The sequence below is a fragment of the Luteococcus sp. H91 genome (assembly GCF_038433135.1).
GTDB lineage: Bacteria > Actinomycetota > Actinomycetes > Propionibacteriales > Propionibacteriaceae > Luteococcus.
In genome coordinates, this window is record NZ_JBCDMV010000013.1 from 1 (window position 1) to 22,157 (window position 22,157).

Annotated in this window: 20 protein-coding genes and 1 pseudogene; 8 read left to right on the top strand and 13 right to left on the bottom strand. The window is 69.3% G+C overall.

Annotated features, from left to right (window positions below):
- Positions 1–81: 81 nt before the first annotated feature.
- On the bottom strand, positions 82–1,800 hold the full coding sequence (locus tag AAEX57_RS07490; protein WP_342091721.1) for a CAP domain-containing protein: 1,719 nt from the start codon (positions 1,798–1,800) through the stop codon (positions 82–84).
- 285 nt (positions 1,801–2,085) lie between these two features.
- Here AAEX57_RS07490 and AAEX57_RS07495 point away from each other — a divergent pair, with 285 nt between their 5' ends.
- The gene (locus tag AAEX57_RS07495) at positions 2,086–3,270 is read left to right on the top strand and encodes an ATP-binding protein (protein ID WP_342091722.1); all 1,185 of its coding nucleotides are present in this window, start codon (positions 2,086–2,088) and stop codon (positions 3,268–3,270) included.
- Here the strand turns inward: AAEX57_RS07495 and AAEX57_RS07500 are convergent.
- Positions 3,224–4,183, bottom strand: coding sequence for a 2-dehydropantoate 2-reductase (locus AAEX57_RS07500; RefSeq protein WP_342091723.1), 960 nt, complete (start codon positions 4,181–4,183; stop codon positions 3,224–3,226). The genes AAEX57_RS07495 and AAEX57_RS07500 overlap by 47 nt on opposite strands.
- A 41-nt stretch (positions 4,184–4,224) precedes the next feature.
- The gene (locus AAEX57_RS07505; protein ID WP_342091724.1) at positions 4,225–4,692 is read right to left on the bottom strand and encodes a MarR family winged helix-turn-helix transcriptional regulator; all 468 of its coding nucleotides are present in this window, start codon (positions 4,690–4,692) and stop codon (positions 4,225–4,227) included.
- Positions 4,693–4,890: 198 nt separating this feature from the next.
- On the opposite strand from AAEX57_RS07505, the gene AAEX57_RS07510 reads away from it, so the two are divergent.
- The 3 genes from AAEX57_RS07510 to AAEX57_RS07520 all read left to right on the top strand — a co-directional run bounded on the left by AAEX57_RS07510 (position 4,891) and on the right by AAEX57_RS07520 (position 8,254).
- A complete protein-coding gene (locus tag AAEX57_RS07510; protein WP_342091725.1) occupies positions 4,891–6,927 on the top strand; it encodes an MMPL family transporter in 2,037 nt (678 codons plus the stop codon).
- A 149-nt stretch (positions 6,928–7,076) separates the two neighbouring features.
- The gene (locus tag AAEX57_RS07515; RefSeq protein ID WP_342091726.1) at positions 7,077–7,466 is read left to right on the top strand and encodes a hypothetical protein; all 390 of its coding nucleotides are present in this window, start codon (positions 7,077–7,079) and stop codon (positions 7,464–7,466) included.
- The gene (locus AAEX57_RS07520) at positions 7,466–8,254 is read left to right on the top strand and encodes a fructosamine kinase family protein (protein WP_342091727.1); all 789 of its coding nucleotides are present in this window, start codon (positions 7,466–7,468) and stop codon (positions 8,252–8,254) included. Before AAEX57_RS07515 ends, AAEX57_RS07520 begins: the two co-directional genes overlap by 1 nt.
- 240 nt (positions 8,255–8,494) lie before the next feature.
- On the opposite strand, the gene AAEX57_RS07525 is transcribed toward AAEX57_RS07520, so the two are convergent.
- Complete coding sequence (locus AAEX57_RS07525; RefSeq protein ID WP_342091728.1) at positions 8,495–9,049, bottom strand: NADPH-dependent FMN reductase; 555 nt, start codon at positions 9,047–9,049, stop codon at positions 8,495–8,497.
- Between the two features lie 134 nt (positions 9,050–9,183).
- Here AAEX57_RS07525 and AAEX57_RS07530 point away from each other — a divergent pair, with 134 nt between their 5' ends.
- A complete protein-coding gene (locus tag AAEX57_RS07530) occupies positions 9,184–9,879 on the top strand; it encodes an SGNH/GDSL hydrolase family protein (protein WP_342091729.1) in 696 nt (231 codons plus the stop codon).
- Between the two features lie 56 nt (positions 9,880–9,935).
- On the opposite strand, the gene AAEX57_RS07535 is transcribed toward AAEX57_RS07530, so the two are convergent.
- The 9 genes from AAEX57_RS07535 to AAEX57_RS07575 form a co-directional block, all read right to left on the bottom strand.
- Positions 9,936–12,773 (bottom strand): LysM peptidoglycan-binding domain-containing protein, encoded by a 2,838-nt coding sequence (locus tag AAEX57_RS07535; protein WP_342091730.1) that lies wholly within the window; start codon positions 12,771–12,773, stop codon positions 9,936–9,938.
- The gene (locus AAEX57_RS07540) at positions 12,770–13,210 is read right to left on the bottom strand and encodes a TadE/TadG family type IV pilus assembly protein (RefSeq protein WP_342091731.1); all 441 of its coding nucleotides are present in this window, start codon (positions 13,208–13,210) and stop codon (positions 12,770–12,772) included. Before AAEX57_RS07540 ends, AAEX57_RS07535 begins: the two co-directional genes overlap by 4 nt.
- On the bottom strand, positions 13,207–13,629 hold the full coding sequence (locus AAEX57_RS07545; protein WP_342091732.1) for a TadE/TadG family type IV pilus assembly protein: 423 nt from the start codon (positions 13,627–13,629) through the stop codon (positions 13,207–13,209). The genes AAEX57_RS07540 and AAEX57_RS07545 overlap by 4 nt, the downstream gene beginning before the upstream one ends.
- 7 nt (positions 13,630–13,636) lie before the next feature.
- Positions 13,637–13,855: a hypothetical protein gene (locus AAEX57_RS07550; protein WP_342091841.1), complete on the bottom strand. Its 219-nt coding sequence runs from the start codon at positions 13,853–13,855 to the stop codon at positions 13,637–13,639.
- Positions 13,856–13,948: 93 nt separating this feature from the next.
- Positions 13,949–14,869, bottom strand: a complete 921-nt coding sequence (locus AAEX57_RS07555) for a hypothetical protein (RefSeq protein WP_342091733.1) — start codon at positions 14,867–14,869, stop codon at positions 13,949–13,951.
- Complete coding sequence (locus AAEX57_RS07560; protein ID WP_342091734.1) at positions 14,862–15,752, bottom strand: type II secretion system F family protein; 891 nt, start codon at positions 15,750–15,752, stop codon at positions 14,862–14,864. Before AAEX57_RS07560 ends, AAEX57_RS07555 begins: the two co-directional genes overlap by 8 nt.
- On the bottom strand, positions 15,749–17,224 hold the full coding sequence (locus AAEX57_RS07565; protein ID WP_342091735.1) for a CpaF family protein: 1,476 nt from the start codon (positions 17,222–17,224) through the stop codon (positions 15,749–15,751). Before AAEX57_RS07565 ends, AAEX57_RS07560 begins: the two co-directional genes overlap by 4 nt.
- The gene (locus AAEX57_RS07570; RefSeq protein WP_342091736.1) at positions 17,221–18,030 is read right to left on the bottom strand and encodes a hypothetical protein; all 810 of its coding nucleotides are present in this window, start codon (positions 18,028–18,030) and stop codon (positions 17,221–17,223) included. The genes AAEX57_RS07565 and AAEX57_RS07570 overlap by 4 nt, the downstream gene beginning before the upstream one ends.
- A 1-nt stretch (position 18,031) precedes the next feature.
- The gene (locus AAEX57_RS07575) at positions 18,032–18,694 is read right to left on the bottom strand and encodes an SAF domain-containing protein (protein ID WP_342091737.1); all 663 of its coding nucleotides are present in this window, start codon (positions 18,692–18,694) and stop codon (positions 18,032–18,034) included.
- 489 nt (positions 18,695–19,183) lie between these two features.
- Between AAEX57_RS07575 and ald the strand changes: the two genes are divergently transcribed.
- The 3 genes and pseudogenes from ald to AAEX57_RS16230 all read left to right on the top strand — a co-directional run.
- Positions 19,184–20,299 carry an alanine dehydrogenase gene (gene ald / locus AAEX57_RS07580; protein ID WP_342091738.1) on the top strand — a complete coding sequence of 372 codons (1,116 nt, stop codon included), beginning with the start codon at positions 19,184–19,186 and terminating at the stop codon, positions 20,297–20,299.
- Positions 20,300–20,431: 132 nt separating this feature from the next.
- Positions 20,432–21,955: an amino acid permease gene (locus AAEX57_RS07585; protein ID WP_446721113.1), complete on the top strand. Its 1,524-nt coding sequence runs from the start codon at positions 20,432–20,434 to the stop codon at positions 21,953–21,955.
- Positions 21,956–21,964: 9 nt separating this feature from the next.
- A pseudogene (locus AAEX57_RS16230) lies at positions 21,965–22,156 on the top strand (AsnC family transcriptional regulator); the annotation flags it as partial.
- Position 22,157: the final 1 nt, after the last annotated feature.

Genomic DNA, 22,157 nt, shown 5'->3' on the forward strand with positions numbered 1-22,157 from the left:
AAAAACAAAAACCTGAAGAACTCACGGAGGGCTGGGGGGGGGGGGGGCGGAACCCCCCCGCCCCTGCGTTTACCGCCCGACTCAGCCGACGGTGAAGGTCTTGCTCAGCTTGGCCGCGGCATGGGTCGCCGTCGCCGCCTGGGAGATGGTGACCGTACAGGTGCCCTTGGCGCCGAAGACGATCCCACCGGAGGCGAACCTGCAGACACCGGTGGCAGACATCGACGCGGAGTAGCTGAAGGCCTTGGAGCCGGAGGTGCTGGTGGCATTGAGCGGCACAGACTGGCCGACGCTCACCGAGCCGGGGGCATCCCAGGTGATCACATTCGCCTTGAGACCGGTGACCTGCCAGGAGCGGGTGACCGGCGCGGCCGCATTCACCGTCGCACTGCCGGGCTGGCTGGCGGTCACGGTGCAGGAGCCGCCGCTGAGGTGGGTGACCGTGCTGCCGCTGACCGTGCAGACCGCCGGGGTGGACGAGCGGTAGTCAATCGCCAACTTCGCCGATGAGGTGGCCGACAGGGTGGCCGTGGTGCCGGCCGCCGCATCGGCGGGCTGCGCCCAGGTGATCACATTCGCGGCCTTGCCGGCCGACCCGACGAAGACCGAGCGCGTCGTGGAGGCGGCCGCCCAGGTGGCATTGCCGGCCTGGTCCGCCTTGATGGTGCAGGTTCCTTCCGCCAGGTACTTCACCGTCGCACCGCTCACCGAGCAGATGGTCGGCGTGGTGGAGCTGAAGCTGACCGGCAGACCGGAGGTGGCCTTCGCGCTCAGGCCTGTGGTCTGCCCGATGGTGCCCGCCCCCGGCAGATCCCAGCTGAAGGACTGGGGCGAGGCGTCCTTCGTCTGGTCGAACAGGGTGGTGGTCCAGGTGTGGGCCGGCTGCACCACCCCACCCTTCTTGATGCCGCTCACGGTGATGGTCAGCGCCTTGTCACTGCTGACGTCCGCGGCGGTTATGCCCGGCTTGAAGCCGACAGCCGGCTTGCCGTAGCCAGCCGCGGGACGAGTGACCTCCACCGGAACACTCTTGCCATCGCTGGTGATGCTCACGGTGGCGGCGGACATGTCGGTGGCCGCATCGCTGGCGGACAGCGTCCAGATGTTGTTGCTGGGCACCAGCGCCTTGGGCACATAGCCCGCGTCAGGCCAGGCGACGAAGGCCGGCGTGTTGGCCGGGTTGGCGCTCGGCACCGCACCGTCCCACAGCTTCAGGGAATTGCCCCGGTTGGTGAAGCCGCTACCCATCACGGTGATCCGCGGATCCAGGATCCAGCGACGATGCCCCAGCGTGGCGTCATTGCCGGCGTCGTCGATGTACCCGTTGATCGCCTTCGCGCCATTCGAGTAGCCGAGCGCGAGGTTGCCCGTCTTGGCGGCATCCGCGCCGGCGGCCGTGTAGCACTTCCAGGTGCTGGGCGGGGTGTGGCTCAGCGAGTTGTTGGCCTCCATCATGAGCGCGGCCTGCTGCGCCTTGGCCGACCAGGTGGGGTTGAGGGTGGCTGGCGCCAGACCCACCATGGAGCGGTAGTAGTTGATGGTGGTCAGGGTGGCCGCCTGCGCGTCGGCAGAGACAGCACCGGGAGCGCAGGGATCCACCGACCCCGTCCAGCCAGCCGCGACGGCGGTGGCGGCCTGGTTGTAGGAGCGGTAGGCAGCCAGCGCCCCCGCTCGCGTCGAATTGTCCACGGTCGGCGTCGCGGGAAGCGACGCGTGGGCCGCAGGCTGGGCAGCGAGGCCCGCGACGAGAGAGGTGCCCGCAAGCATGGCGAGGGTGGTCCGGCGATGGTTGATGATCACTTCTTCTCCTGTGTTTGCGTACCCCCGTACGACCCCGATGGACATGTCCAGCTGACCACACGATGTGACGAAAGTCACTCCCTTTTGGACAGTTGACCCATTCACTGGTGGCGAAGAATTCACCAGTTAGCCCGGCCTGACAGGGAATACCAGCGGGAGGAATTCACTTCCGGACCCAACGGCCAGCTGGCCCGACCGCCCCAACCCGAGGCAGCGCCGGGCGACATCTGCCCCCGTCTGCTTCAATCTGCGATTTCCGCAAGACGTACCCATACACTGCAAGGCATGGATCCGATTCGCAATCCCTATGCCCCCGGTGCGGGCCAGCGCCCGCCCGAGCTCGCCGGGCGCGACGAGCAGCTGCGCGCCTTCGACGTCGTGCTGGAGCGGATCGCCAAGGGCCGCCCCGAGCGGTCGATCATCCTCACCGGGCTGCGCGGCGTCGGCAAGACCGTGCTGCTGAATGCCCTGCGGAGCCAGGCCGTGCGCGCCAAGTGGGGCACCGGCAAGTTCGAGGCGCGGCCCGACCAGGGCATTCGCCGTCCCCTTGGCGCGGCGCTGCACATGGCGGTGCGTGAGCTCGCCCACCCCGACGCCGATGCGGTGCTGGGCACCATCAAGGCCTTCATCGAGCGCGACGCCAAGCCCGGCGCCAAGCTCAGCGAGAAGTGGAACCCGGGGATCATGGTGCCCGCCACCAAGGGCCGCGCCGACTCCGGCGACATCGAGATCGACCTGGTGGAGCTGTTCACCGACGTCGGCGGACTGGCCCAGGACCAGGGCGTTGGGATCGCGATCTTCATCGACGAGATGCAGGACCTGCGCCCCGAGGACGTCTCGGCGATGTGCGCGGCCGTGCACGAACTGAGCCAGCAGCGGTTGCCGTTGATCATCGTCGGTGCCGGCCTGCCGCACCTGCCCGCGGTGCTGAGCGCGTCGAAGAGCTATTCGGAACGGCTGTTCAAGTACAACCGGATCGACCGGCTGGAGCGGGCCGCGGCGGATCTGGCGCTCACCCTGCCCGCCGAGGACGAGGAGGCAGCCTTCGAGGCCGAGGCGCTGGACGAGATGTACCAGCTGACCGGCGGCTACCCCTACTTCATCCAGGCCTACGGCAAGGTGGTCTGGGATCTGGCCCCGGCCAGCCCGATCACCGTCGACGACGTCCGGGTGGCCACCCCGGAGGCAGAGGCGGAGCTGGCCGTCGGCTTCTTCGGCTCCCGCTTCGAGCGCGCCACCCCCGCCGAGCGCGACTACCTGCGTGCCATGGCAGAGGCCTCCGGCGGCGAGGACGACGCCGACCAGGTGCTCACCTCCAAGGTGGCCGAGGTGCTGGACCGCAAGGCCCAGAGCCTCTCCCCCGCCCGCGACGCCCTGATGAAGAAGGGCCTGATCTACGCCACCGAACGCGGCAAGGTCGCCTTCACCGTCCCGCACTTCGGGCGTTACCTGCGCAGTCAACAGAGCTGACGCGGGCCCGCTCCCGCCGCGCCAGCCGGTGCACCAGCAGCGCGTGGCCAAGATCGAACAGCGGGGTGGCGACGCCCACCTCCCGGGCCCGACGACAGACCCCGCCCACCAGGGGATCCAGCTCCCCCGGTTGCCCGGCGGCCAGATCCCGATGCAGGGAGGTGGTGGCATCGGCCGGCATCCGGTCGGCGAAGGCGAGGGTTTCCTCCACAGCATCGTCGAGGGCGATGCCGGCGGCCAGGCCGACGTCGCGCACCTCTGCCATGATCGCGGCCAGCTGCGGCCGCAAGCGGGTGCGCTGGTCGCCCAGCGGGGCATCGGCCAGTGCCCCGAGCAGACCCGTGGAAACCACGAACATCACCTTGCGCCACAGGTCGAGCCAGATGTCCTCGGGCGGGGGCGAGGCAATCCCGGCGGCGACGAGGGCCTGGCGAATCCTCGTGTTGCGCTCGGTTTCCGCGTTGTCCCACTCGGCGACGGTGATTGATCCGGGCCCACCCATGTGCTCGATCACCCCGGGCGCCGCGATCCGGGTGTAGACCCGCACCACCGCGGGCAGAACTCGGTCGCGGCCCAGGACGCCGGCCACAACGCCGGGCGCCTCCAGCCCGTTCTGCAGGGTGACGACGGCGGTCTCCGGGCCGATCAGCCCGGAGAGGGTGGGCAGCACCTCGTCGAGCTGGTTCGCCTTGACCGCCAACAGCACCAGATCCGCCGGGGCCAGGATCTGCGGGTCGTCGGTCACCGCGATCGACAGGGTGAGGGTGGTGGCGCCGGTGATCCGCAGGCCGTCGCGGCGCAGCGCCGCCAAGTGCTCACCGCGGGCGAGGTATTCCACGCCGTGTCCGTCCCGCTGCAACAGCGCCCCGAAATAGCCACCCAGGGCTCCGGCCCCCACCACCACGATTCTCATGGGGTCACTGTGGCACTCGTGCCGACTCGCGGGGGAGGGGTTCACATCACGGCGCGCATCGCCTCGGTGGCACGGTGCAGGAAGCGGGTGACCACCGCCCGCTCCTCCTCGCTGAGATCGGCATCGGCCTGCGCCAGGCCACGAAACATCGGCGCCAACAACTGGACAACCTCGGCCCGCCCGGAATCGGTCAGGTCAATCTGGGTACGTCGGCGATCGCTGGGGTGCGGGCGCCGCTCCACGTGACCGCGCGCCTCCAGCCGGTCGACGATGCCGGTGGCCGCGGCGGAGGTGACCCCGAGCATCCGCGCCAGCTCGGCCGGGCCGATGTCATCCCTCATCAGGTGCCGCAGGGAATGCAGCTCGCTCTCGGAGAGCTGGGCGCGACGGGCGACGGCGGGCATGGAGGCCGCGGCCACCTGGACGAGCTCGTTGAGGGCATCCAGGGCCATCGATCGTTCCCATTCGGGGACGACCGCGCGCACCGACTCGTGGCCACGCTCACCCATCGTCCATCCTCCTGTCGCGCTGGTTTGCGCCGAACACGCCATGTCAGCTTCCCAAGCTGGTCACCTGACCTCTGGGCTGGCCCCATCATCCCACCGGCCCGGGTGCCCACCGGCCGAGCGGCTGTTGGTTCCCAGCCCCGAATATGATTAACTTTATTAGCAATCATTTTGGTGAAGTTACTTCCCGGAGGCAAGCCGATGTCCACCAGCACTTCGCACCCCGAGACCCAGCCGTGGCTGCGTCGCCATGCCTCATCGCTGGTGGCGCTGCTGCTCCTCCTGACCGGCCTTGGACTGATTGGTGGGCTCGGCTCCGCCACCGCGAACCGCAACAGCCTTGACCAGCTGCCGGTTGGCAGTGACTCGGCCGCCCTGGTCAAGGCCCAGGAATCCCTTCCGGACAAGGACTCCAGCGCGGCGATCGTGCTCTTCAGCAGCGACTCCAAGCTGCCCCCACAGACCATCGGCCTGATCGGGCAGAAGGCCGCGGAGCTGACCGGCCAGGCCAAGCCGCCGATCGTGCCCAGCCAGGACGGCACCGCGGTCTTCGTGCCGGTCAACGTCGATGGCGTCGGCTCGGCCGAGCTGAAGTCCGGCGTCGGCAGCCTGCGCGAGCGCGCCAAGCAAGGGCTCCCCGACGGAGTCACCGCGCAGGTGACCGGCCCGGCGGCCATCCAGACCGACCTGGGGGCGGTCTTCGACGGCGCCAATTTCAAGCTGCTGGCCACCACGGCGCTGGTGGTGGCGGTGCTGCTGGTGGTCACCTACCGCTCGCCCTGGCTGTGGCTGGTGCCGCTGACCGTCGTGGGCGTCGCCGACCGGCTGGCATCGGTGCTGGCCACCCATGCGCTGAACCGGCTGGGGCTGGCCTGGGACGAATCCACCACCGGCATCCTCTCGGTGCTGGTCTTCGGCGCGGGAACCGACTATGCCCTGCTGCTGATCTCCCGCTATCGCGACGAGTTGCGCCGGCACCACAGCCGCCACGACGCGATGCGGGTGGCCGCACGGCGCACCGTGGAACCCGTCGTGGCCAGTGCCTCCACCGTCTTCGTCGGCCTGCTCACCCTGCTGCTCTCCGTCTTCCCCAGCACTCGGGGACTGGGGGTGGCGTGCGCGCTCGGCGTCCTGGTGGCCGCCTTCTTCGTGCTGGCGGTGCTCCCGGGCGCGCTGGTGGTCTTCGGCCGGTGGATCTTCTGGCCGCGCAGCCCCCGGGTGGGCGAGCCGTCGGCCGTCGAGGGCAATTCCATCTGGGCACGGGTGGGGCACTTCGTGGCTGCCCGCCCGGCGACGGTGGCCATCGCCTCCACTGCGTTGCTCCTGCTGGCCGCGCTGGGCATGGGCTCGATCCGGCTGGGGCTGAGCGACTCCGACCAGTTCCTCGAGAAGCCGGAGGCCATCGTCGCCGCCGAGAGGCTGGGCCGCTCCTACCCGGCGGGCTCGGCCAACCCGATGCTGGTCACCACGCCGCCCAGCCAGGTGGCGCAGGTGACCGAGCGGATCACGGGCCTTCCGGGCATCAGCAGCGTGCGCCCCAGCACGTCGGGCAGCACCGTGACGGAACTGCAGGTGGTGACCTCGGATGCCCCCGGCAGTGCGGGCGCCACCGATCGAGTGCGTCAGGTGCGGGCGGCCGTCGCCGGGCTGCCCGAGACCCATGTGGGTGGCAGCGAGGCGCAGCGCATCGACGAGGCCGAGGGCACCGCCCATGACCGACGGGTGATCTTCCCGGTGGTCCTGGGGCTGGTCTTCCTGGCCCTGGTGCTCCTGCTGCGCTCGGTGGTGGCACCGGTGGTCCTGGTGGGCACCGTGCTGTTGACCTATCTGGCGGCGCTCGGCCTGGGCTGGTGGGCCTTCACCGGCGTGCTGGGCTTCGACCGGATGGACGGTCAGGTGCCGCTGTTCGCCTTCGTCTTCCTGGTGGCCCTGGGCGTCGACTACAACATCTTCTTGGTCACCCGAGCGCGAGAGGAGGCGGCTGGCCATGGCACGCGCACCGGCATGTTGCGCTCCCTCACCGCGACCGGCGGGGTGATCACCAGCGCCGGGATCCTGCTGGCCGCGGTCTTCGCGGTGCTCGGGGTGCTGCCGCTGGTGGTGTTGGCCCAGTTGGGCGTGGTGATCTTCATCGGGGTGTTGCTCGACACCCTGGTGGTGCGCACGGTGCTGGTTCCGGCACTGGCCTTGCTCCTGGGCGACGGCTTCTGGTGGCCCCACCGCCCGACACGCGCCTGATTCATCACTAGACCGGGTTGTTTGTCCGTGTTTACCGTCGATCCGCGTCCATGATTTCATCAGCGCATTCAGCCGGGCTACAGGTCAGGCAGTATGGAGCGTGCCCCGCGGATTGGGGCACCGCCACCCCGCAACCTAGAATGGGACGCATGATCGAGTCGCGTGACTGGACCCTGGTCGACCCCCCGGTCGACGGGTTGTCGTGCGACCGCTGGGCGGAACCGAACACCCCCCACCGGATCCCGATCGTGCTGGCCCTGGTCACCGTCGTGCTCTTCGGCATCGGATGCACGATGCTCGGCGCCGTTGCCGCCCGCACCGCTCATCCCTGCCTGAACGGCTGCTCGCCGCTGGCGATGGACCTGCTGGCCCTTCGCCTGATGACCTGGGGCCCCGCCGCCGTGAGTGCAGTGTCTTGCCTCATCACCCTGTGGCGCGCGAGCAATGGACGCAACCAGCCGTGGATCTGCTCAGTGCTGGGCTGCGTGGGCGGAGTCGCCTGCGTGGCCATCGGCTCGGCCATGCTCGGGATCTTCTGATGGCCGGTGCTGCTCGGCAGCGCCGCGCCCCGCACGGACTGCGCGAATGGCGCATGGCCGGCCTGGCCTGGTTGGACGAGGCCGAGGGCGGGGCGAAGGTGCTGGTGCGCCGCCCCCGCCCCCACACGAGCTCACCCATCCACCCGATCACCGCCAAGAATGCCGAGCGCTTCGGGCGGGCCCTGGCCCGTACCCACCGGGCCGGCGCTCCCGGCTTCGGAGCCGCACCGCCGGGGTGGAAGGGGGATGGCTTCTTTGGCAAGGACCCGCTGCCGATGCCTTCAGCCGATGCCCTGCCCACCAGCTGGGGCAGCTTCTATGCCACCTACCGACTGCTGCCGGCTGCCCGTCAGTCCCTCGCCCGCGGCGGCATCGACTCCACCTCCATGGAGCAGATCGAACGGCTGTGCGCCCTGCTGTCGGCCGGCGCCTTCGACGACTCCCGCCCCGCCTCCCGAATCCACGGCGACCTGTGGATCCGCAACCTCGTCCAGACCCGCAAGGGCTTTGCGATGACCAGCCCGTCCGCCCACGGTGGCCACGCCGAGACCGATCTGGCCACCCTCCGGCTGTCCGGGGCACCCTTCCTGGAGTTGATCGAGGGCGCCTGGGCCGAGGAATATCAGCCCGTCGGGGACTGGCGGGCCCGCACGGAGTTGCACCAGTTGCACACCATGCTGGTTCACCCGGCGCTGTTCGCCAACCCGCCGCGTCGCAGCTACTACGAGGGCCGGATGCCGCACCAGGCCGGCGAGATCGCCGAATCGTACGCCAACAAGCACCGCTGAGCGCCCGCCGTCACCACCACAGGTGCTGGATCCGGGGGCTGCATTCCGAGAATCGACCCGGGACTCGCCTTGCCCGGGGTTGGCCCGCGTGCACTCGCCGAAATAGTCGAATCTGGTGGGCGATTCTCGCAAGGACCTGTTCGTGAGATGCACGCGACCCCACCGGAGGCTCGGACGATGCCGGTCTTCCGGTGGGGTCGGGTGCGTGATCGGCAGGAGGGCCGGGATCAGCGCAGGTGGTCAGCGCAGGGTGGCCATGGCCTTGGCAGCGGGAACCAGGGTGTCGAAGAGCTCCTTGACCTCACCGGCGCGACGCTCATTGGGAGCGAAGCCGTTGTCATCCATCTCCGCGAAGATGTTGATGCTGACCGCATTGCGGATGTCGTAGACGTTGAAGTTGGCCAGGATCACCCGCCACGCCTCGACGGCGCGCACACCGGCGTCGGCACCGTAGGAGACGAAGCCCACGGCCTTGTGCATCCACTCCGCACCGAGCACGTCGACGGCATTCTTGAAGGCGGCCGGGACGCTGTGGTTGTACTCGGGGGTGACGAAGACGAAGCCGTCGTACTCGTCGATCTTCTTGCTCCACTCCTGGATCTCCGGCTCCGGGTATTGCTTGCCGAGCGCGGCCGGTGGCACGGGGCTGGTCATGAAGGGCAGGTTGAAGTCGGCCAGGTCCACCAGTTCGAAGGTGGCGTCGGTGCGCCCCTCGGCCTGCGCGACGACCCATTCGCCGATGTTCTTGCCGGCGCGGTTCTGCCGGGTGCTGCCAACGATGATGCCGATCTTCATGGTGCTCCTTGGGTGACGTGTTGTGGTTGAACTTTCTACTAACTCTACGTGTGGGGTGCCCGGATATTCCCGATCCCCGATCATCTCCGATCGGCGACGGATCTGGGCCCGGTGGCATCGGTAGGGTCCTGTGCATGGCATCACTGGTGGGGCTCTTGCGGCCCGTGGCGATCCGACAGGGCGAACGAACCATCGGACGGTTGGCTGGGTTGCCCGTGCCGCTCGATGCCCCGCATGGGCTGGTGACCCCGCCGAACGGGGCCGGGGGCCTGCGTCTGTCCCTGGCGGTGTTGGGTGACGAGTCCGCCCTGGGCGTGGGCGGGAGTTCGCTGTCCGAGGGGCTCCCCGGGCTGCTGGCCCGGGAACTGGCCGAGCGGGAGCGCCGCGAGGTGCTCTGGCAGGTGGTGGGCGAACAGGACGCGACCAGCCTGGGGCTGCACCACCGGCTGGTGCCGCAATTGTCGCCCGCGACGGATGTGGTGGTGCTGCTGGTGGGGATGCACGACCTGCTGGCCCGACGCCCGGTGACCGCCTGGCGGGCCGAACTCTCGGCGACGCTGGACCTGCTGGCCCGGGTACCGGAGGTGGTGGTCTGCGGTTGCCCACCCATCCACCGTGCCCCGCTGCTGCGCTGGCCCCTGACGGCCCTGCTGGAGCGCGATGCCCGAGCTCTCGATGACGCGACCCGGGAGCTCTGCGTCCAGCATGGGCGGACCTTCGTGAGCCTGATGGGGGTGGCGGTCCGGCCCGAGGACTTCGCCAGCGACGGGCTGCACCCCGGCGATCCCGGCTATCGTCGCTGGGCGCAGGAAGTCACCGCCGCGTTCTGAGCCGCCCGGCCCTTTCGCGACGGTGCGCTTGAACCCGACGTCCTTCCCCTGATCGGTCACGCGAGCTGGGAACGCCGGCGACCCTCCATCACCTCCTGCATCAGGTCGACGGTCTCGGGAGCGAGATCGACGCCCAGGTTGCGGGCCTGACGAGTGACCTGCAGCACCAGTCGCTCCACCTCCGGCTGGTTGCCGGCCAGGTGCTCGGTGCGAATCCGGACGCACAGCAACAGCTCGTCGCCGGGCGCTGCCTGCAGGGCACGGGCGGCCGCCCACCTGGCCAGATCGGTGTCCCCATCGGTCAGGGCACGTTCGCTGAGCACCACCCCGACGTCGCGCACCACCGAGGCCATGTCGGTGCGCAGTTCCTCGGCCCAGAGCCACTGACCGGGGGCGGCGTCGGCCAGCGGCGCGCCCCGGACCAGCTTGAGCGCATCCACCAGGGCATCGGTGGAGCTGCGGTTCACCCCGGGCGCTATCAGCAGTTGCAGGTGCTCCCAGTCGGTGGTGACCGCGGGGTGCAGCTGGATCCGGCCGGAATAGGCGTCGGGCAGGTAGAGGTCCCCATTGGGGTCGGCTCCCAACCAGTTGCGCAGTCGGCTCATGTTGGAGCGACGGGTGCTCTCGGCCACCATCAGCTCGCGTGACATCAGCGTCGAGGTGCGCCCCGGGTTGAGCTGCAGCCAGGCGCAGTATTCGATGCACTGCAGGCGAGCCCGCTTGGGCTGTTCGCCGCGGCAGCCGTGCAACTCCAACGGGCCGAGCAGTAGCAGGGTGGGTTGGGTGCAAGCCGTGGGATCCACCGGCTCCTCCTTGTCCGGGCCAGTGGCGGTTCGCCGCCGTTCGAGCAGCGTGAGATTGGGGGGCAGGTCGTCGTCGCTGGACCACCAGGGGGCGTGGCTGGTGGTGGGCGACGTGGTGGTCTGGAAGAGCTCCAGCACCGCCCGTCGTGCGGTGGCGTCCATCAGGTGTGGCGCGAAGGACTGCCCGGTGGAACACAGCCGGGCATGCTCGGCGTCGCGAATCTCGATCAGCTCGCCGCACTCCACCACCTGGTCTGCCGCGGCCAGGACGCTGACCCCGACGGGGGCGCCGGACAGGCAACGGCGGACGCGGCGCCAGTCGTCGTCACCCAGCCTCTCGGCGAAGACGAAGACCTGGGGCGACCACGCCTCCCACCGCTCCGGATCGGCGCGCAGGTCTGTCAGGGTCGGGGCGTGCTCCGCTGCCCGACGAAGCGCTGATCGCTCCGCTCGTCGCAGCCCGGAGTCCTCGTCGAGCCCAGCGGTGTCGGCACGGGTCAGGGCCATCCGGCGAGCGGCCACGGCACGTTCCAGCTCGGTCAGCGTTTGGTTCACATCGGTCCTGACCTGTACCTGTGGCTCATCGAGCGTGGCCAGCCACGGTAGGTTCCCGACCGCGACCACGCCGGATTCGGCCGACCAGGGGTGCAGCACCAGGCCCGTGGTGATGGCTGCCACCGCCCCGTCAACCACGTCCGCCGGCCCGATCAACACGGTGCTCCCGCTGCTCTCCAACTCGTGCAGCACCGGTTGCTCGCGCTCGTCCAGGCCGAGCAGCACGGCGGTGAGGGGGGCTTCGGCTGGTGGCTCGGGCGCGCGGGCCGCCGCCCTGCCAAGGGCCGCCTCGAAGCGACGATTCTCCTCCTGGGGCAGGGGAATCCGGCGGCCGGGTGGCCGCTGCGCCAGCTGGGATCGGCGTCGTACCAGCAGGGCCCCGCTGAGGGCCGCTGCCAGCAGCGTGCCGAGCCCGACGACCAGTTCAAGCCCGGGTTCGGCCTCTTCCACGGGTGCATCGGCTGTCGCCGTGAGTTCCGGCTCGCCGCCCGTCTGCTCCACGGAACCGCCGGTGGGAAGCGGCTCGACCTCCGGTCCGTCGTCCGTCGTTGCCGGGCTGGCCGCAGGCCTGCTTGGACGTGTCGTGGACTGCCCAGCCCCGTGATCCTTGCCCTGGCCACCGGGCTGTGGCCCAGCGGGCTGTCGATGGCCCTGCTCCGACGGTGGCAGTCGCAGCCGCCAGCCGGGCCGGATCAGGTCCGGGTCGGCGATCCGGGGGTTGAGCTCGACGATCTCGGGCCAGCGGTCGGGATCGCCCAAGTATCGTTCGGCCAGTGCGCTCAGGTTGTCGCCCTCCAGCACGGTCACCGTCCGGCCGTCGGTGCTGGTCTGGCGGGGCAGCGTGGATGCCGCGGGCGCGGATGGGGCGGGGACTTCGCGCAGGGTGAGAACCAGGCCGACCGGCAGCGCCGCCTCGGCGTCGAGCCGGTTGTCCTTGGCGATCCTTCGCCATTGCATGCCGTCGCCGTAGTACTTCTCGGCCAGGCTCCACAGGTCGTCACCGGAGACCACCCGGTGACGCACCAGCTGGTCGTCGGGTGAGGCATTCTCGGCTCGATGGTGCGGCGTGGGTGCCTTGGCCTGGGTGGTCGGAAGTTCCGCGGACACCCGCTCGGGGTGGCTCGGCGCCAACGGAGCGGCCACGGTTCGCGCCGGACGGTCCGGCATGCCGGTCTCCGCCCGGGCAACCCCGGCCCCGCCGGGCACCATCATGAGCGAGGCGACGGCCATCACCAGCGCGCCGACCATCGGCTGCGCCCAGGCCCCGCCGGGGATCCGTACCCGGATCCGTCCGCGACTGGCCACCCGGGCAATCTCGGCCAGCACGGTGGCGAGCAGCACCAGCCACGCCCCCCAGGCCACCACCGTCAGCAGGAAGAGCAGCAGCGCCCCGGTGTCCGACAGGAAGGCCAGCGAGTCGAGCGTCAGGGGCGGGAACCCGTCCAACCGCCCCACGCGCAACAGCGCGACCGGGGCGCCGACCACCAGCGTCGCCAGCGCCAGCAGGGAGCCCAGGCCTTTCAGCAGTCGTGTCATGGTTGCCTCTCCCGGAAGGTGTCCAATGGATGCTTGCCCTGGGCGCGGACCTGCCACTGGCCGGGCAGCCCCGGAGCCAGCAGATCGCCCAGCCCGACGGTGCAGCTGATCCCGACCGTCACCTCGGCGCGCTCCCCCGGTGGGCGGTGGAAGCCGGAGACATCCACGTCGATCCCGGCGCCCTGGCAGGGCAGTCCCAGCGTCTGAAGATTGCTGCGGGCCACGCTCTGCGCCCGGGCACGCGCCGCCGATCCACTCTTCTCCACGGTGGCGGCGCGGGCGGCGGCCCCCGCGGCGTCGGTCACCTGGGCGCGGGCCGACCACAGGCGCCAGCCAGCCACCAGGGTGCCGAGCACGAGCATCAGGACGGGGATGATCAGCACGACCTCCACCGCGACGGCTCCCCGTTCATCCGTCCGGTTGCGGGTGGGCGTCATGGCCCCTCCTGCGGCATGACGGCCCGGGAACGGACCTGGGTGGTGCCGATCACGAAGAAGGTGTCCACCCGGCCGGTGACCTCGACGCTGACCTCCTGCGGGCCCGCCGCCACGGCCACCCGGACATCGAGCAGCCCGGCGCCCTCGGCCACCTCGCGGGCCACCCTCTCGCCCGTACCGCCCGCGGCGTGGTGCAGCGCTTGGGCCTCGGCCCCCGCCAGGGCCGCATTGGCCGCCGCGCTGCGCCCGTGCAACCAGATCCCGGACTGGATCAGCCCCAGGATCGCCAACAACACCAGCGGCATCAGCACCGCCCACTGGACGGATTCGGACAGCCCGCGCTCGTCGCAGCGCCCCGGCCGGCCTCCCGGAGCAGGGTGATGCGAGAAGGCGGACGACGCGGGGTGGGCAGTGGTCACCGTCGGCTCACTTCGGCATGTTCTTGGTGACGTAGTTGGTCACCGCGGTGATCACGACGATGGCAACGGCCACCGCGCCGGCCAGCAGCACGGCATTCTCCGTCGACTGCGACAGTCCGCGCTCGTCGCGCCGCGGTTGTGGGTTGAGCAGGGCGACGACCAGCCCGACCATCGTGGCCAGTCGACGGGAGCTCTCGGTGGGGTTTACGGGGGTGGGGTTGTTCATGGCACGTCCTTTCATCAGTGAGTATGTGCATCGCGTGTCACTTGTCCACAGGCACTCGTCGCACCTGTGGACAACTCGCACCGTCCGGGCCGGTCAATGGTCCAGTCCGAGCAGTTTGAGAATCGGTGGGGTGAGGAAGACCAGGCCGAAGATCATCGACGGAATGACCATCCACAAGGTCATTCGCTCCGAGACCTGTTGGGCGGCCAGCTTCTCGGCCAGCAGGTGCGCATCCCGCAACTCCTTGACCCGGGCACGCAGGGCATCCGAGAGCGCGGCACCCTGCTCGTCCAGCCGCATCACGTCGGCGATGTCGCCGATCTCCGGCACCTCCAGCTCCCGGGCGAGTCGGTGCAGTTCGTGCCACGGTGGCCGTTGTTCCAGCCGGGCACGCTCCAGCGCGGTGCGCAGCCGCAGGAAGAGCGGCACGTCGGAGAGGGAGGCGGCCGACATCATCGCCTGCGCCGCGGAGGCATTCGCCAGGCGTTCCAACGTGACCAGGTCGAAGAAGGTGAACAGGGCTTCACCGGCGTCGGCCCGCAGGGTCTGGTCGGAACGACGCAGGGTGACGTCCGGCCAGAACCAGCCCAGCCCGGCCAGGGCCAGGGCCGCCCCCAGTGGCAGCGGGGTGATCAACTGCCCAAAGCCTTGCAGCAGGCCGGTCAGCAAGAGCGGGGCGGAGAGCCCGAGGCCGAACAGGATCAGCTTCTCGGCAAAGAAGTCTCCGATGGAGCGGTCTCGCAGGCTGAGTGCCCGACGGGTGCGCTCCGACAAGGGCAGCCTCAGCCGGGTGAAGGCCCAGGCCCCCAGACGGCTGGTCAGGTCTCCGTCATTGCTGGCGGGCTCATCGGCGCGCACCTGCTGCGGGTGCAAGAGCATCGGGTCACCCGCCAACAGCCCCAGGGCATCCCCCAGCCGAGCCGCCCGACCGTGCATCCCCGTGACGGCCAGGAAGAGTCCGGTGGCCAACAGGATGCCGCTCGCCACACCGCCCAACAGGATCGGGTCACGCATCGGCCACCTCCACCGCCCGCGCCGGGGGGCGGCGACGGATGATCCGCTCGCGCCGGCGCGGCACCGTGATCCGTCGCATCACCAACAGCGAACCGGCATAGCCGAGGATTTGCAGCAGCATCATGACCTGGCCGATCGGGGAGCGGTAGGCGAGGAAGAAGGAGGGCCGCAGCAGTAGCGCCGCGGCGACCGACAGCAGGCTGATCAGGGTCACCTGACGCACCACGACGCGCGGTTTGGCGCGTTCCGCCTCGATCTCGCGCAGGGCGCGCAACCTGGTCTGGATGGTGTCGGCCAGTTCTGTCAGGATCGCGGTGGCGCCGATGCCGCCGCGTTCGGCGGCTAGGATCAGTGATGCCAGCACGGCGTCCGCGTCGGGGCTGTCCAGGTCATCGGCCAGGGCCAGCAGCGCCTCGCGGGTGCTCCAGCGGGCATCCAACCGGGCCACCATCACCTGCACCGGGCCGCGGATCCGCTCCGGTGCCTGGGCTGCGGTGGCGCGAATGGCGTCGGTGACCGACTTGCCGGTGGGCAGCGACGCGCCCAGGGAGCGTACCCACCGGTCCAGGGCCTCCAGCACGTCGACGTCGCGATTGTGCGGCTCGGCCAGCAGCGCCGGCAGGCCGATGGCCAGCAGTGGGATCGCCACCAGCAGGACTGGCCAGCCGGTCAGCGTGAAGCAGACCATGGCCGCCGCCAGGCTCCCGACGAGGTGCACCTTCCGGGCCCGGGAGCGCGTCATCCACCACTTCTCCACAGTTGTCCACAGCGTTGTGGATTTCCCTGTGGACAACGCCCGGTCCCGCAGCCGCAGGCCGTCGGCGGCCAGGAAGAGCCCCGCCACCAGGGCAAAGACGGACAGCCCCACGATCACCGGGCTCATGCCGACTCCTCGAAGCTGCCGGCGAATTCGGCGAGCTCGTCGGCCAGCGCCGGATCGGGATGCCAGACGGCGGATGTCCCGGCGGTGGCGGCCTGGTAGAGCAGGTGGGTGATCGGCCGGCCGCTTTCCATCGCACCGGTCACCAGCCGCACCTCGGAGACATAGCGGCGCCGTGTGCCGCCCCGCCAGGTGTCGTCGACGAGCTTGACGTGCACCAGCAGGTGGATGTTGTGGGCTATCTGCCGGTAGGCCTCGTCGATGCTGACCACTCCGCCCTGCGCCACCCGAGAGGCCAGCCGGTCCATCGTCGATGACGCGGAATGGGAGTGCGTCGTGGACAGGCTACCCGCGCCACTCTGCATGGCCTCGAACATGGCGGCGGCCTCACCACCGCGCACCTCGCCCACCACCAGCCGGGACAGGTTCTGTCGCAGGGCCTCGGGGATCAGATCGCCGATGCTGAACTCGCCCATCCGACTGCCGTCGGCGGCTCGCTCCCCCAGGCCAACCTTGGCCTGCAGCGCCAGCATGTTCTGCCGCCCCTCCTGCAGGTGGGTGAGCAACTCGTAGTCGGTCTCCAGGGTGCCGAAGCGTTCCGTGGTGGGGATCGCGTTGATCATGGCGCGCAGCAGGGTCGTTTTCCCGGCGCCCTGATCACCGCTGATGACCGCTGATTTGCGCGCCAGGACGGCATCATGCAGCAATTTCGCCACCTGGAGGGGCATCATGCCGCCGTCGGCCAGCTGGCGCAGCGAGACCTGGGTGAGGATGTGCTGGCGGATGATGATGCTGGGCCGAAAGCTCAACCCGAAGCCGATCGCGTGCAACCGGAAGCGGTCGCCGAGCGCCAGCGTCATCATCGGGTGGGCGTCGTCGAAGGGACGGCTGGGGGCGGCCGATTCGCCCAGGAAGCGGATGGCTTCCACCAGTTCCTCGTCGGAATCCGCGACGGGTGGATGCGGTTCCCGCCGGCCGTCGCCGTACTGCACCATGACCGAATTCCAGCCGTGGATCTCGATGTTCTCCGCGTCGGGAATCTCGAACAGCGGCTGCAGTCGGCCGTAGCCGAAGATGGCATTCTCCACCGCCGCCGCATAGGACTGCTCCAGCTCGATCGGCCACAGCGCCTGCCCCTCGTGGGCCAGGATCTCGGCGTGCTGCCGCACCACCTGCCGGATCACGGAGCGGCCCATCATCCGCCGGTCCTGCGGGCTCATCGCCCGGCCCCGGTCCCCGCTCCAGTGCTCACCGACGTCGGTGATCTGTTCCGAGGCCCGGCGGCGCAGTTGGACGACCACGTCCCAGTCGACGGCAGGCTGCTCGGCCGGCTGGCCACTCGACGGCTGCTCGGGGCGGTTGCGCCTGGTCTCGGGCAGCCCGCGACGAGCGCCTCGCTCCCCGGGCAGGGGCCCAGCCAGGTTGCCCAGCGCCTCGTCCAGTGCCGGTGCCTCCACGACTGCCCGGCGGCTCATCGGGCACCCCAGTCGACGCTGGACCGGGTTCCGGCCACCACCTCGCTGCGCCGCTGCACCGACTCGGACAGCCGGGAGGCGCAGGCCTTGTAGCTGCGGGTGAGCATGCCCGTGGTCAGACCCCGCGGTGGAGCTGCACCATCACTGAAGACCCTTGCCTGCTTGGCATCCCAGGCGATGGTGTGCCGTACCGGGAGCCCGAACTGCTTCTGGATCTCCGAGCTGCCATAGGGCCTGCTCGGGCCCACGACCAGCAGGCCGAGTTGGCAGTGGGCCGCGAGCGCCTCGGCGTGGGCCTGCACCGTGGGCAGGTGGAGCCGCAACGCCGCGAGCGCCCGCAAGGAGCTTCCGGTCACCACCAACAGCACGTCGCTCGCCGCCACCAGCGCGGCCGGCAGACCGTCGCGCCCGACCCGTCCGGCGTCAACCAGCACGTCGGTGCCACCGGAGCCCTGGGCCACGAAGGAGTCGGCCAGCTCCTGCCAGATCGGGGCGAACAGCCCGACCGCGCCGGGATGGGTGAAGCCGGGCAGGTAGCGCCGGTCGCGTTCGCCGTCGTGCAGCCGGACGGTCTGCAGCCACATCTCCTCGGAGAGCTGCCGATGTTCACGATGGATCGCGGCCAGCTGCCCCAGCCCACGCCCGCCCAGGTCCGTGCCGCGCAGCCACCCCGCCGGAATGCTCTGGGCGGGATCGCGGTCACAGTCGGCCAGCAGCACGTCGCGTGGCCAGTTCAGCGCCAGCCCCAGGGCGGTGGTGGTGACCCCGGGCGATCCGGTGGCGCTGGCCAGGGTGATGACCGCCATCTCAGCCACCCGCCTTGCGGACGACCACCAGCAGATCCCGCGCCGAGAGGTCCGCCACGCGGGAGGCCTGGGCTTCCGGCACCGCGACGTCGAGGGTCTGGCTGGAGCCGTCGGGCAGGGTGCGCGGCGCGGTCACGACGCTGGCATCCACCACCAAAGCGGAGGATTCATGCTTGTCGGAGGTGACTTCCACCAGTTGGATCGGGGTTCCCGCGGGCATCGTCTCCACCGGGACCCGGCCGGCCGCCAGCTTGAGGCCCAGCTGGGCGCTTCCGGCGGGCAGCTTCGGCTCGCCCACCGAGCCGGCCCCGACCAGGGACCCGGCCGCCAGATCGACCAGTGCCTGCTTGCCCACCAGGGAGGGCAACTGCTCCGCATCGACGGTGTGCACTCCGGGCGCGGGGCCGATGGTCACCACCGCCAGATCGGTGGCATGCACCACCTCGCCGCGAGGCACCGAGCGCTGCATCACGACCACCTGGTTGGCATGCGAGGCCTCCTGGTAGGCCATCGCCCCACCGAGCCCGCCGAGGCAGGCGAGGAGCAGGCCGGCCGCGACCAGACGGGGACTGCGACGCGGCCTCAGGTGTGAGGCAAGGGCCGCAGGGCGGTCCCTGTCGACGGGTGGCGCGGCGGCGGTCTCGGATGTTGCGGTGCGGAGCATGCGGCCGAATGTGGCACGCCGGTGCGCAACCGATCGACCGTCATATGGCGGTTGTGGATAACCCGCGAGTTGTCCACAGTTATCCACAATCTTCTGTGGAAAAGTCGTCCTTCTGTGCACAAGTCCTAGTCAGCTGGCCCGCGGCGAATCCACGAATGATGGGCGATGAACCCCATCCGCCACGCTCGCAGCGCAGGTGTTTACCCTGAATTCATCTTCTGCTCACCCTCCGGGCGGGGAACCCCACTCTCCCGGTCGGGTCTGCATGCCTCTGTGCGCGCCGGTTGAGGTACCTCAGAAGCCACTGCCGAAGATCCTTCGGAAGAAGCACGCCCTTGGGTATGTTCTTCGGTTGGAGGAATTGATCGGAGTCGAAGATCATTCGGTCTTTGACCGCACCTCTTCAAAGTGGACCCCCATCCGGCCAACACTCGTCCTACTGGATGCCGCCGAACGGCCTGCGGCACCAACCGTCCAATGGAGGATGACATGCGTATTTCCGTACCCACAGAGGTCAAGAACAACGAGTTCCGCGTCGGCATCACCCCCGTCGGTGTGCACGAACTGGTCAAGCACGGCCACGAGGTGTTCATCCAGAAGGGTGCCGGGCTTGGATCGTCGATCACCGATGAGGAGTACATCGAGCAGGGAGCAAAGATGCTCGACACTGCCGATGAAACCTGGGCCACCGGCGAGATGGTGATCAAGGTCAAGGAGCCGATCGAGCAGGAGTACGGCTTCCTGCGCGAAGACCAGATCCTGTTCACCTACCTGCACCTGGCCGCCGACAAGCCGCAGACCGACGCCCTGCTGAAGGCCGGCACCACCGGCATCGCCTACGAGACCGTGCAGCTGCCCGACCGCTCGCTGCCGCTGCTCTACCCGATGAGCGAGGTTGCCGGTTGCCTGGCTCCGCAGGTGGGCGCAGCGCACCTGATGAAGGCCAATGGCGGCCGGGGCGTGTTGCTCGGCGGCGTCGGCGGCGTCCAGCAGGCCAAGGTGGTCATCCTGGGTGGCGGCACCGCCGGCCAGAATGCCGCGCAGATCGCGATGGGCATGGGCGCCGACGTGACCATGCTCGACGTCGACCTGAACAAGCTGCGCCAGTCCTACTGGCGCTACGGCAACAAGGTGCACGCCCTGGCCTCCTCGGCGCTGACCGTGCGCGAGCAGGTGCTGGCGGCCGACCTGGTGATCGGCACCGTGCTGATCCCCGGCGCCAAGGCGCCCAAGCTGGTCACCAATGAGATGGTCTCCCAGATGAAGCCCGGATCGGTGCTCGTCGACGTCGCCATCGACCAGGGCGGCTGCTTCGAGGATTCGCACCCCACCACCCATGCCGATCCCACCTTCACGGTGCACAACTCGGTCTTCTACTGCGTCGCCAACATGCCCGGCGCCGTGCCGAACACCTCCACCTGGGCACTGACCAATGCCACCCTGCCCTATGCTGTGAAGCTGGCGGACAAGGGCTGGAAGAAGGCACTGCAGGAGGATGAGGCGCTGGCCAAGGGCCTCAACACCCACCAGGGCAAGGTCACCTTCTCGGGCGTCGCCGAGGCCTTCGACATGGAATGCACCCCGCTGGCGGAGATCCTGAAGTAGTTCACCACCGCAGGGGGCGAACAGACCGGCGGTCCCCTGCCGCAGGCCGTCCTTGCGGAGCGCGTCCCCAGGACCGCTCCGCAAGGGGCACGGCCCCACAAATTCCCACCAGGAGAACAAAGGAGTCCTCCCATGACTGACACCGGCACCACAGATTCCACACCCATCCCACCCAGTTCTCGGCGCCCCACGACGGGCATCGGAGCGCAGGAGATGCAGCTGCAGCGCGGCCTGACCAATCGTCACCTGCAACTGATCGCCATCGGCGGCGCCATTGGCACGGGACTCTTCCTCGGCTCCGGCCGCACGATCCACCTGGCGGGTCCGTCGATCCTGCTCGTCTACGCCGTCATCGGCTTCTTCCTCTTCTTCGTGATGCGAGCCATGGGCGAGCTGTTGCTGTCCAACCTCGCCTACAAGTCCTTCGCGGACTTCGCCACAGATCTGATCGGCCCCTGGGCCGGCTTCTACATCGGCTGGACCTACTGGATGTGCTGGGTGGTGATCGGCATCGCCGACACCGTCGCCATCTGCGGCTATCTGGCCGTCTGGTTCCCGGACCTGCCCAAGTGGATCCCGGCGTTGTGCGTCGTGCTGCTGCTGACCGCACTCAACATGGTGGCCGTGCGGCTCTTCGGGGAGCTGGAGTTCTGGTTTGCCATGATCAAGATCGTCACCATCGTCGCCCTGATCTTTGTCGGCGGCTACCTGGCGCTGACCGCCTTCCAGCCGCCGCAGGCCGGCGCCCCGGCCGCGTCGATCACCCACCTGTGGGACCGCGGTGGCTTCTTCCCGACCGGATTCTCGGGCTTCCTGGCCGGCTTCCAGATCGCCATCTTCAGCTTCCAGGGCATCGAGATGGCTGGCACCGCCGCCGCCGAGACCGCCGACCCGACGCACAACCTGCCCAAGGCGATCAACTCCATCCCCGCCCGCGTGCTGATCTTCTACGTCTTCGCGCTCGGCGTCATCATGTCCGTTGTTCCCTGGGATCTGCTCGATCCGGAACACAGCCCCTTCGTGACCATGTTCGGCTTCATCGGCATCGTGATTGCCTTCCACGTGATCAACTTCGTGGTGCTCACCTCGGCCGCCTCGTCGGCCAACTCGGGTGTCTACTCCACCTCACGGATCATGTACGGCCTCGCGCGGGAGAAGGACTCCCCGGAGATCTTCGCCAAGCTCTCCTCCCGCCACATCCCGCGCAATGCCCTGATCCTGACGGCCTTCTGCATCTCGCCCGCCATCATCATGGTCTCGATCGAGGGTTCCGTGATGGACGCCTTCAGCATGATCGCCGGCGTCTCCTCGGTGCTGTACATCTCCGTGTGGGGCCTGATCATGGTCAGCTACCTGCGCTACCTGAAGAAGTTCCCGGAGCGGCACGCCACGTCGGCCTTCAAGATGCCGCTGCCGCACGTCATGCCGTGGGCCACGCTGGTCTTCTTCGCCCTGGTCTTCGTCGTGCTGGGCCTGAGCGAGGATTCCCGGATGTCCCTGCTGGCGGCACCCATCTGGGTGGGCCTGATGGCGATCATCTTCCGCCTGATGAAGCCGGTCAAGGCCACCAAGGAGCCGCTCGACTTCGACGCGATGCGTGACGTCGAGGCCGCTGCCCATGGGGCCGAGGCCTACGGTCGCACCACCAATGGGTAGTCTCATGGAGTGACCACTTCGGGTTCTCGGTCCGGGCAAGGAAGCCCACGGGGAAAGCAGCCACGGCAGCTGGACGGCACTGATCGTCAGATCCTCCAGCTGCTGATGGCCAATGGGCGAATGAGCAATGCGGCCCTGGCAGCCGCCACCTCAACCGCCGAGTCCACCAGCCATGCACGCGTGCAAGCCCTGAGGGAGGCGG

Coding starts and splice junctions, on each gene's coding strand:
- AAEX57_RS07495 (WP_342091722.1), top strand. CDS start 2,086: ATGGATCCGATTCGCAATCCCTATGCCCCCGGTGCGGGCCAGCGCCCG.
- AAEX57_RS07500 (WP_342091723.1), bottom strand. CDS start 4,183: ATGAGAATCGTGGTGGTGGGGGCCGGAGCCCTGGGTGGCTATTTCGGG.
- AAEX57_RS07505 (WP_342091724.1), bottom strand. CDS start 4,692: ATGGGTGAGCGTGGCCACGAGTCGGTGCGCGCGGTCGTCCCCGAATGG.
- AAEX57_RS07510 (WP_342091725.1), top strand. CDS start 4,891: ATGTCCACCAGCACTTCGCACCCCGAGACCCAGCCGTGGCTGCGTCGC.
- AAEX57_RS07515 (WP_342091726.1), top strand. CDS start 7,077: ATGATCGAGTCGCGTGACTGGACCCTGGTCGACCCCCCGGTCGACGGG.
- AAEX57_RS07520 (WP_342091727.1), top strand. CDS start 7,466: ATGGCCGGTGCTGCTCGGCAGCGCCGCGCCCCGCACGGACTGCGCGAA.
- AAEX57_RS07525 (WP_342091728.1), bottom strand. CDS start 9,049: ATGAAGATCGGCATCATCGTTGGCAGCACCCGGCAGAACCGCGCCGGC.
- AAEX57_RS07530 (WP_342091729.1), top strand. CDS start 9,184: ATGGCATCACTGGTGGGGCTCTTGCGGCCCGTGGCGATCCGACAGGGC.
- AAEX57_RS07535 (WP_342091730.1), bottom strand. CDS start 12,773: ATGACACGACTGCTGAAAGGCCTGGGCTCCCTGCTGGCGCTGGCGACG.
- AAEX57_RS07540 (WP_342091731.1), bottom strand. CDS start 13,210: ATGACGCCCACCCGCAACCGGACGGATGAACGGGGAGCCGTCGCGGTG.
- AAEX57_RS07550 (WP_342091841.1), bottom strand. CDS start 13,855: ATGAACAACCCCACCCCCGTAAACCCCACCGAGAGCTCCCGTCGACTG.
- AAEX57_RS07555 (WP_342091733.1), bottom strand. CDS start 14,869: ATGCGTGACCCGATCCTGTTGGGCGGTGTGGCGAGCGGCATCCTGTTG.
- AAEX57_RS07560 (WP_342091734.1), bottom strand. CDS start 15,752: ATGAGCCCGGTGATCGTGGGGCTGTCCGTCTTTGCCCTGGTGGCGGGG.
- AAEX57_RS07565 (WP_342091735.1), bottom strand. CDS start 17,224: ATGAGCCGCCGGGCAGTCGTGGAGGCACCGGCACTGGACGAGGCGCTG.
- AAEX57_RS07570 (WP_342091736.1), bottom strand. CDS start 18,030: ATGGCGGTCATCACCCTGGCCAGCGCCACCGGATCGCCCGGGGTCACC.
- AAEX57_RS07575 (WP_342091737.1), bottom strand. CDS start 18,694: ATGCTCCGCACCGCAACATCCGAGACCGCCGCCGCGCCACCCGTCGAC.
- ald (WP_342091738.1), top strand. CDS start 19,184: ATGCGTATTTCCGTACCCACAGAGGTCAAGAACAACGAGTTCCGCGTC.
- AAEX57_RS07585 (WP_446721113.1), top strand. CDS start 20,432: ATGACTGACACCGGCACCACAGATTCCACACCCATCCCACCCAGTTCT.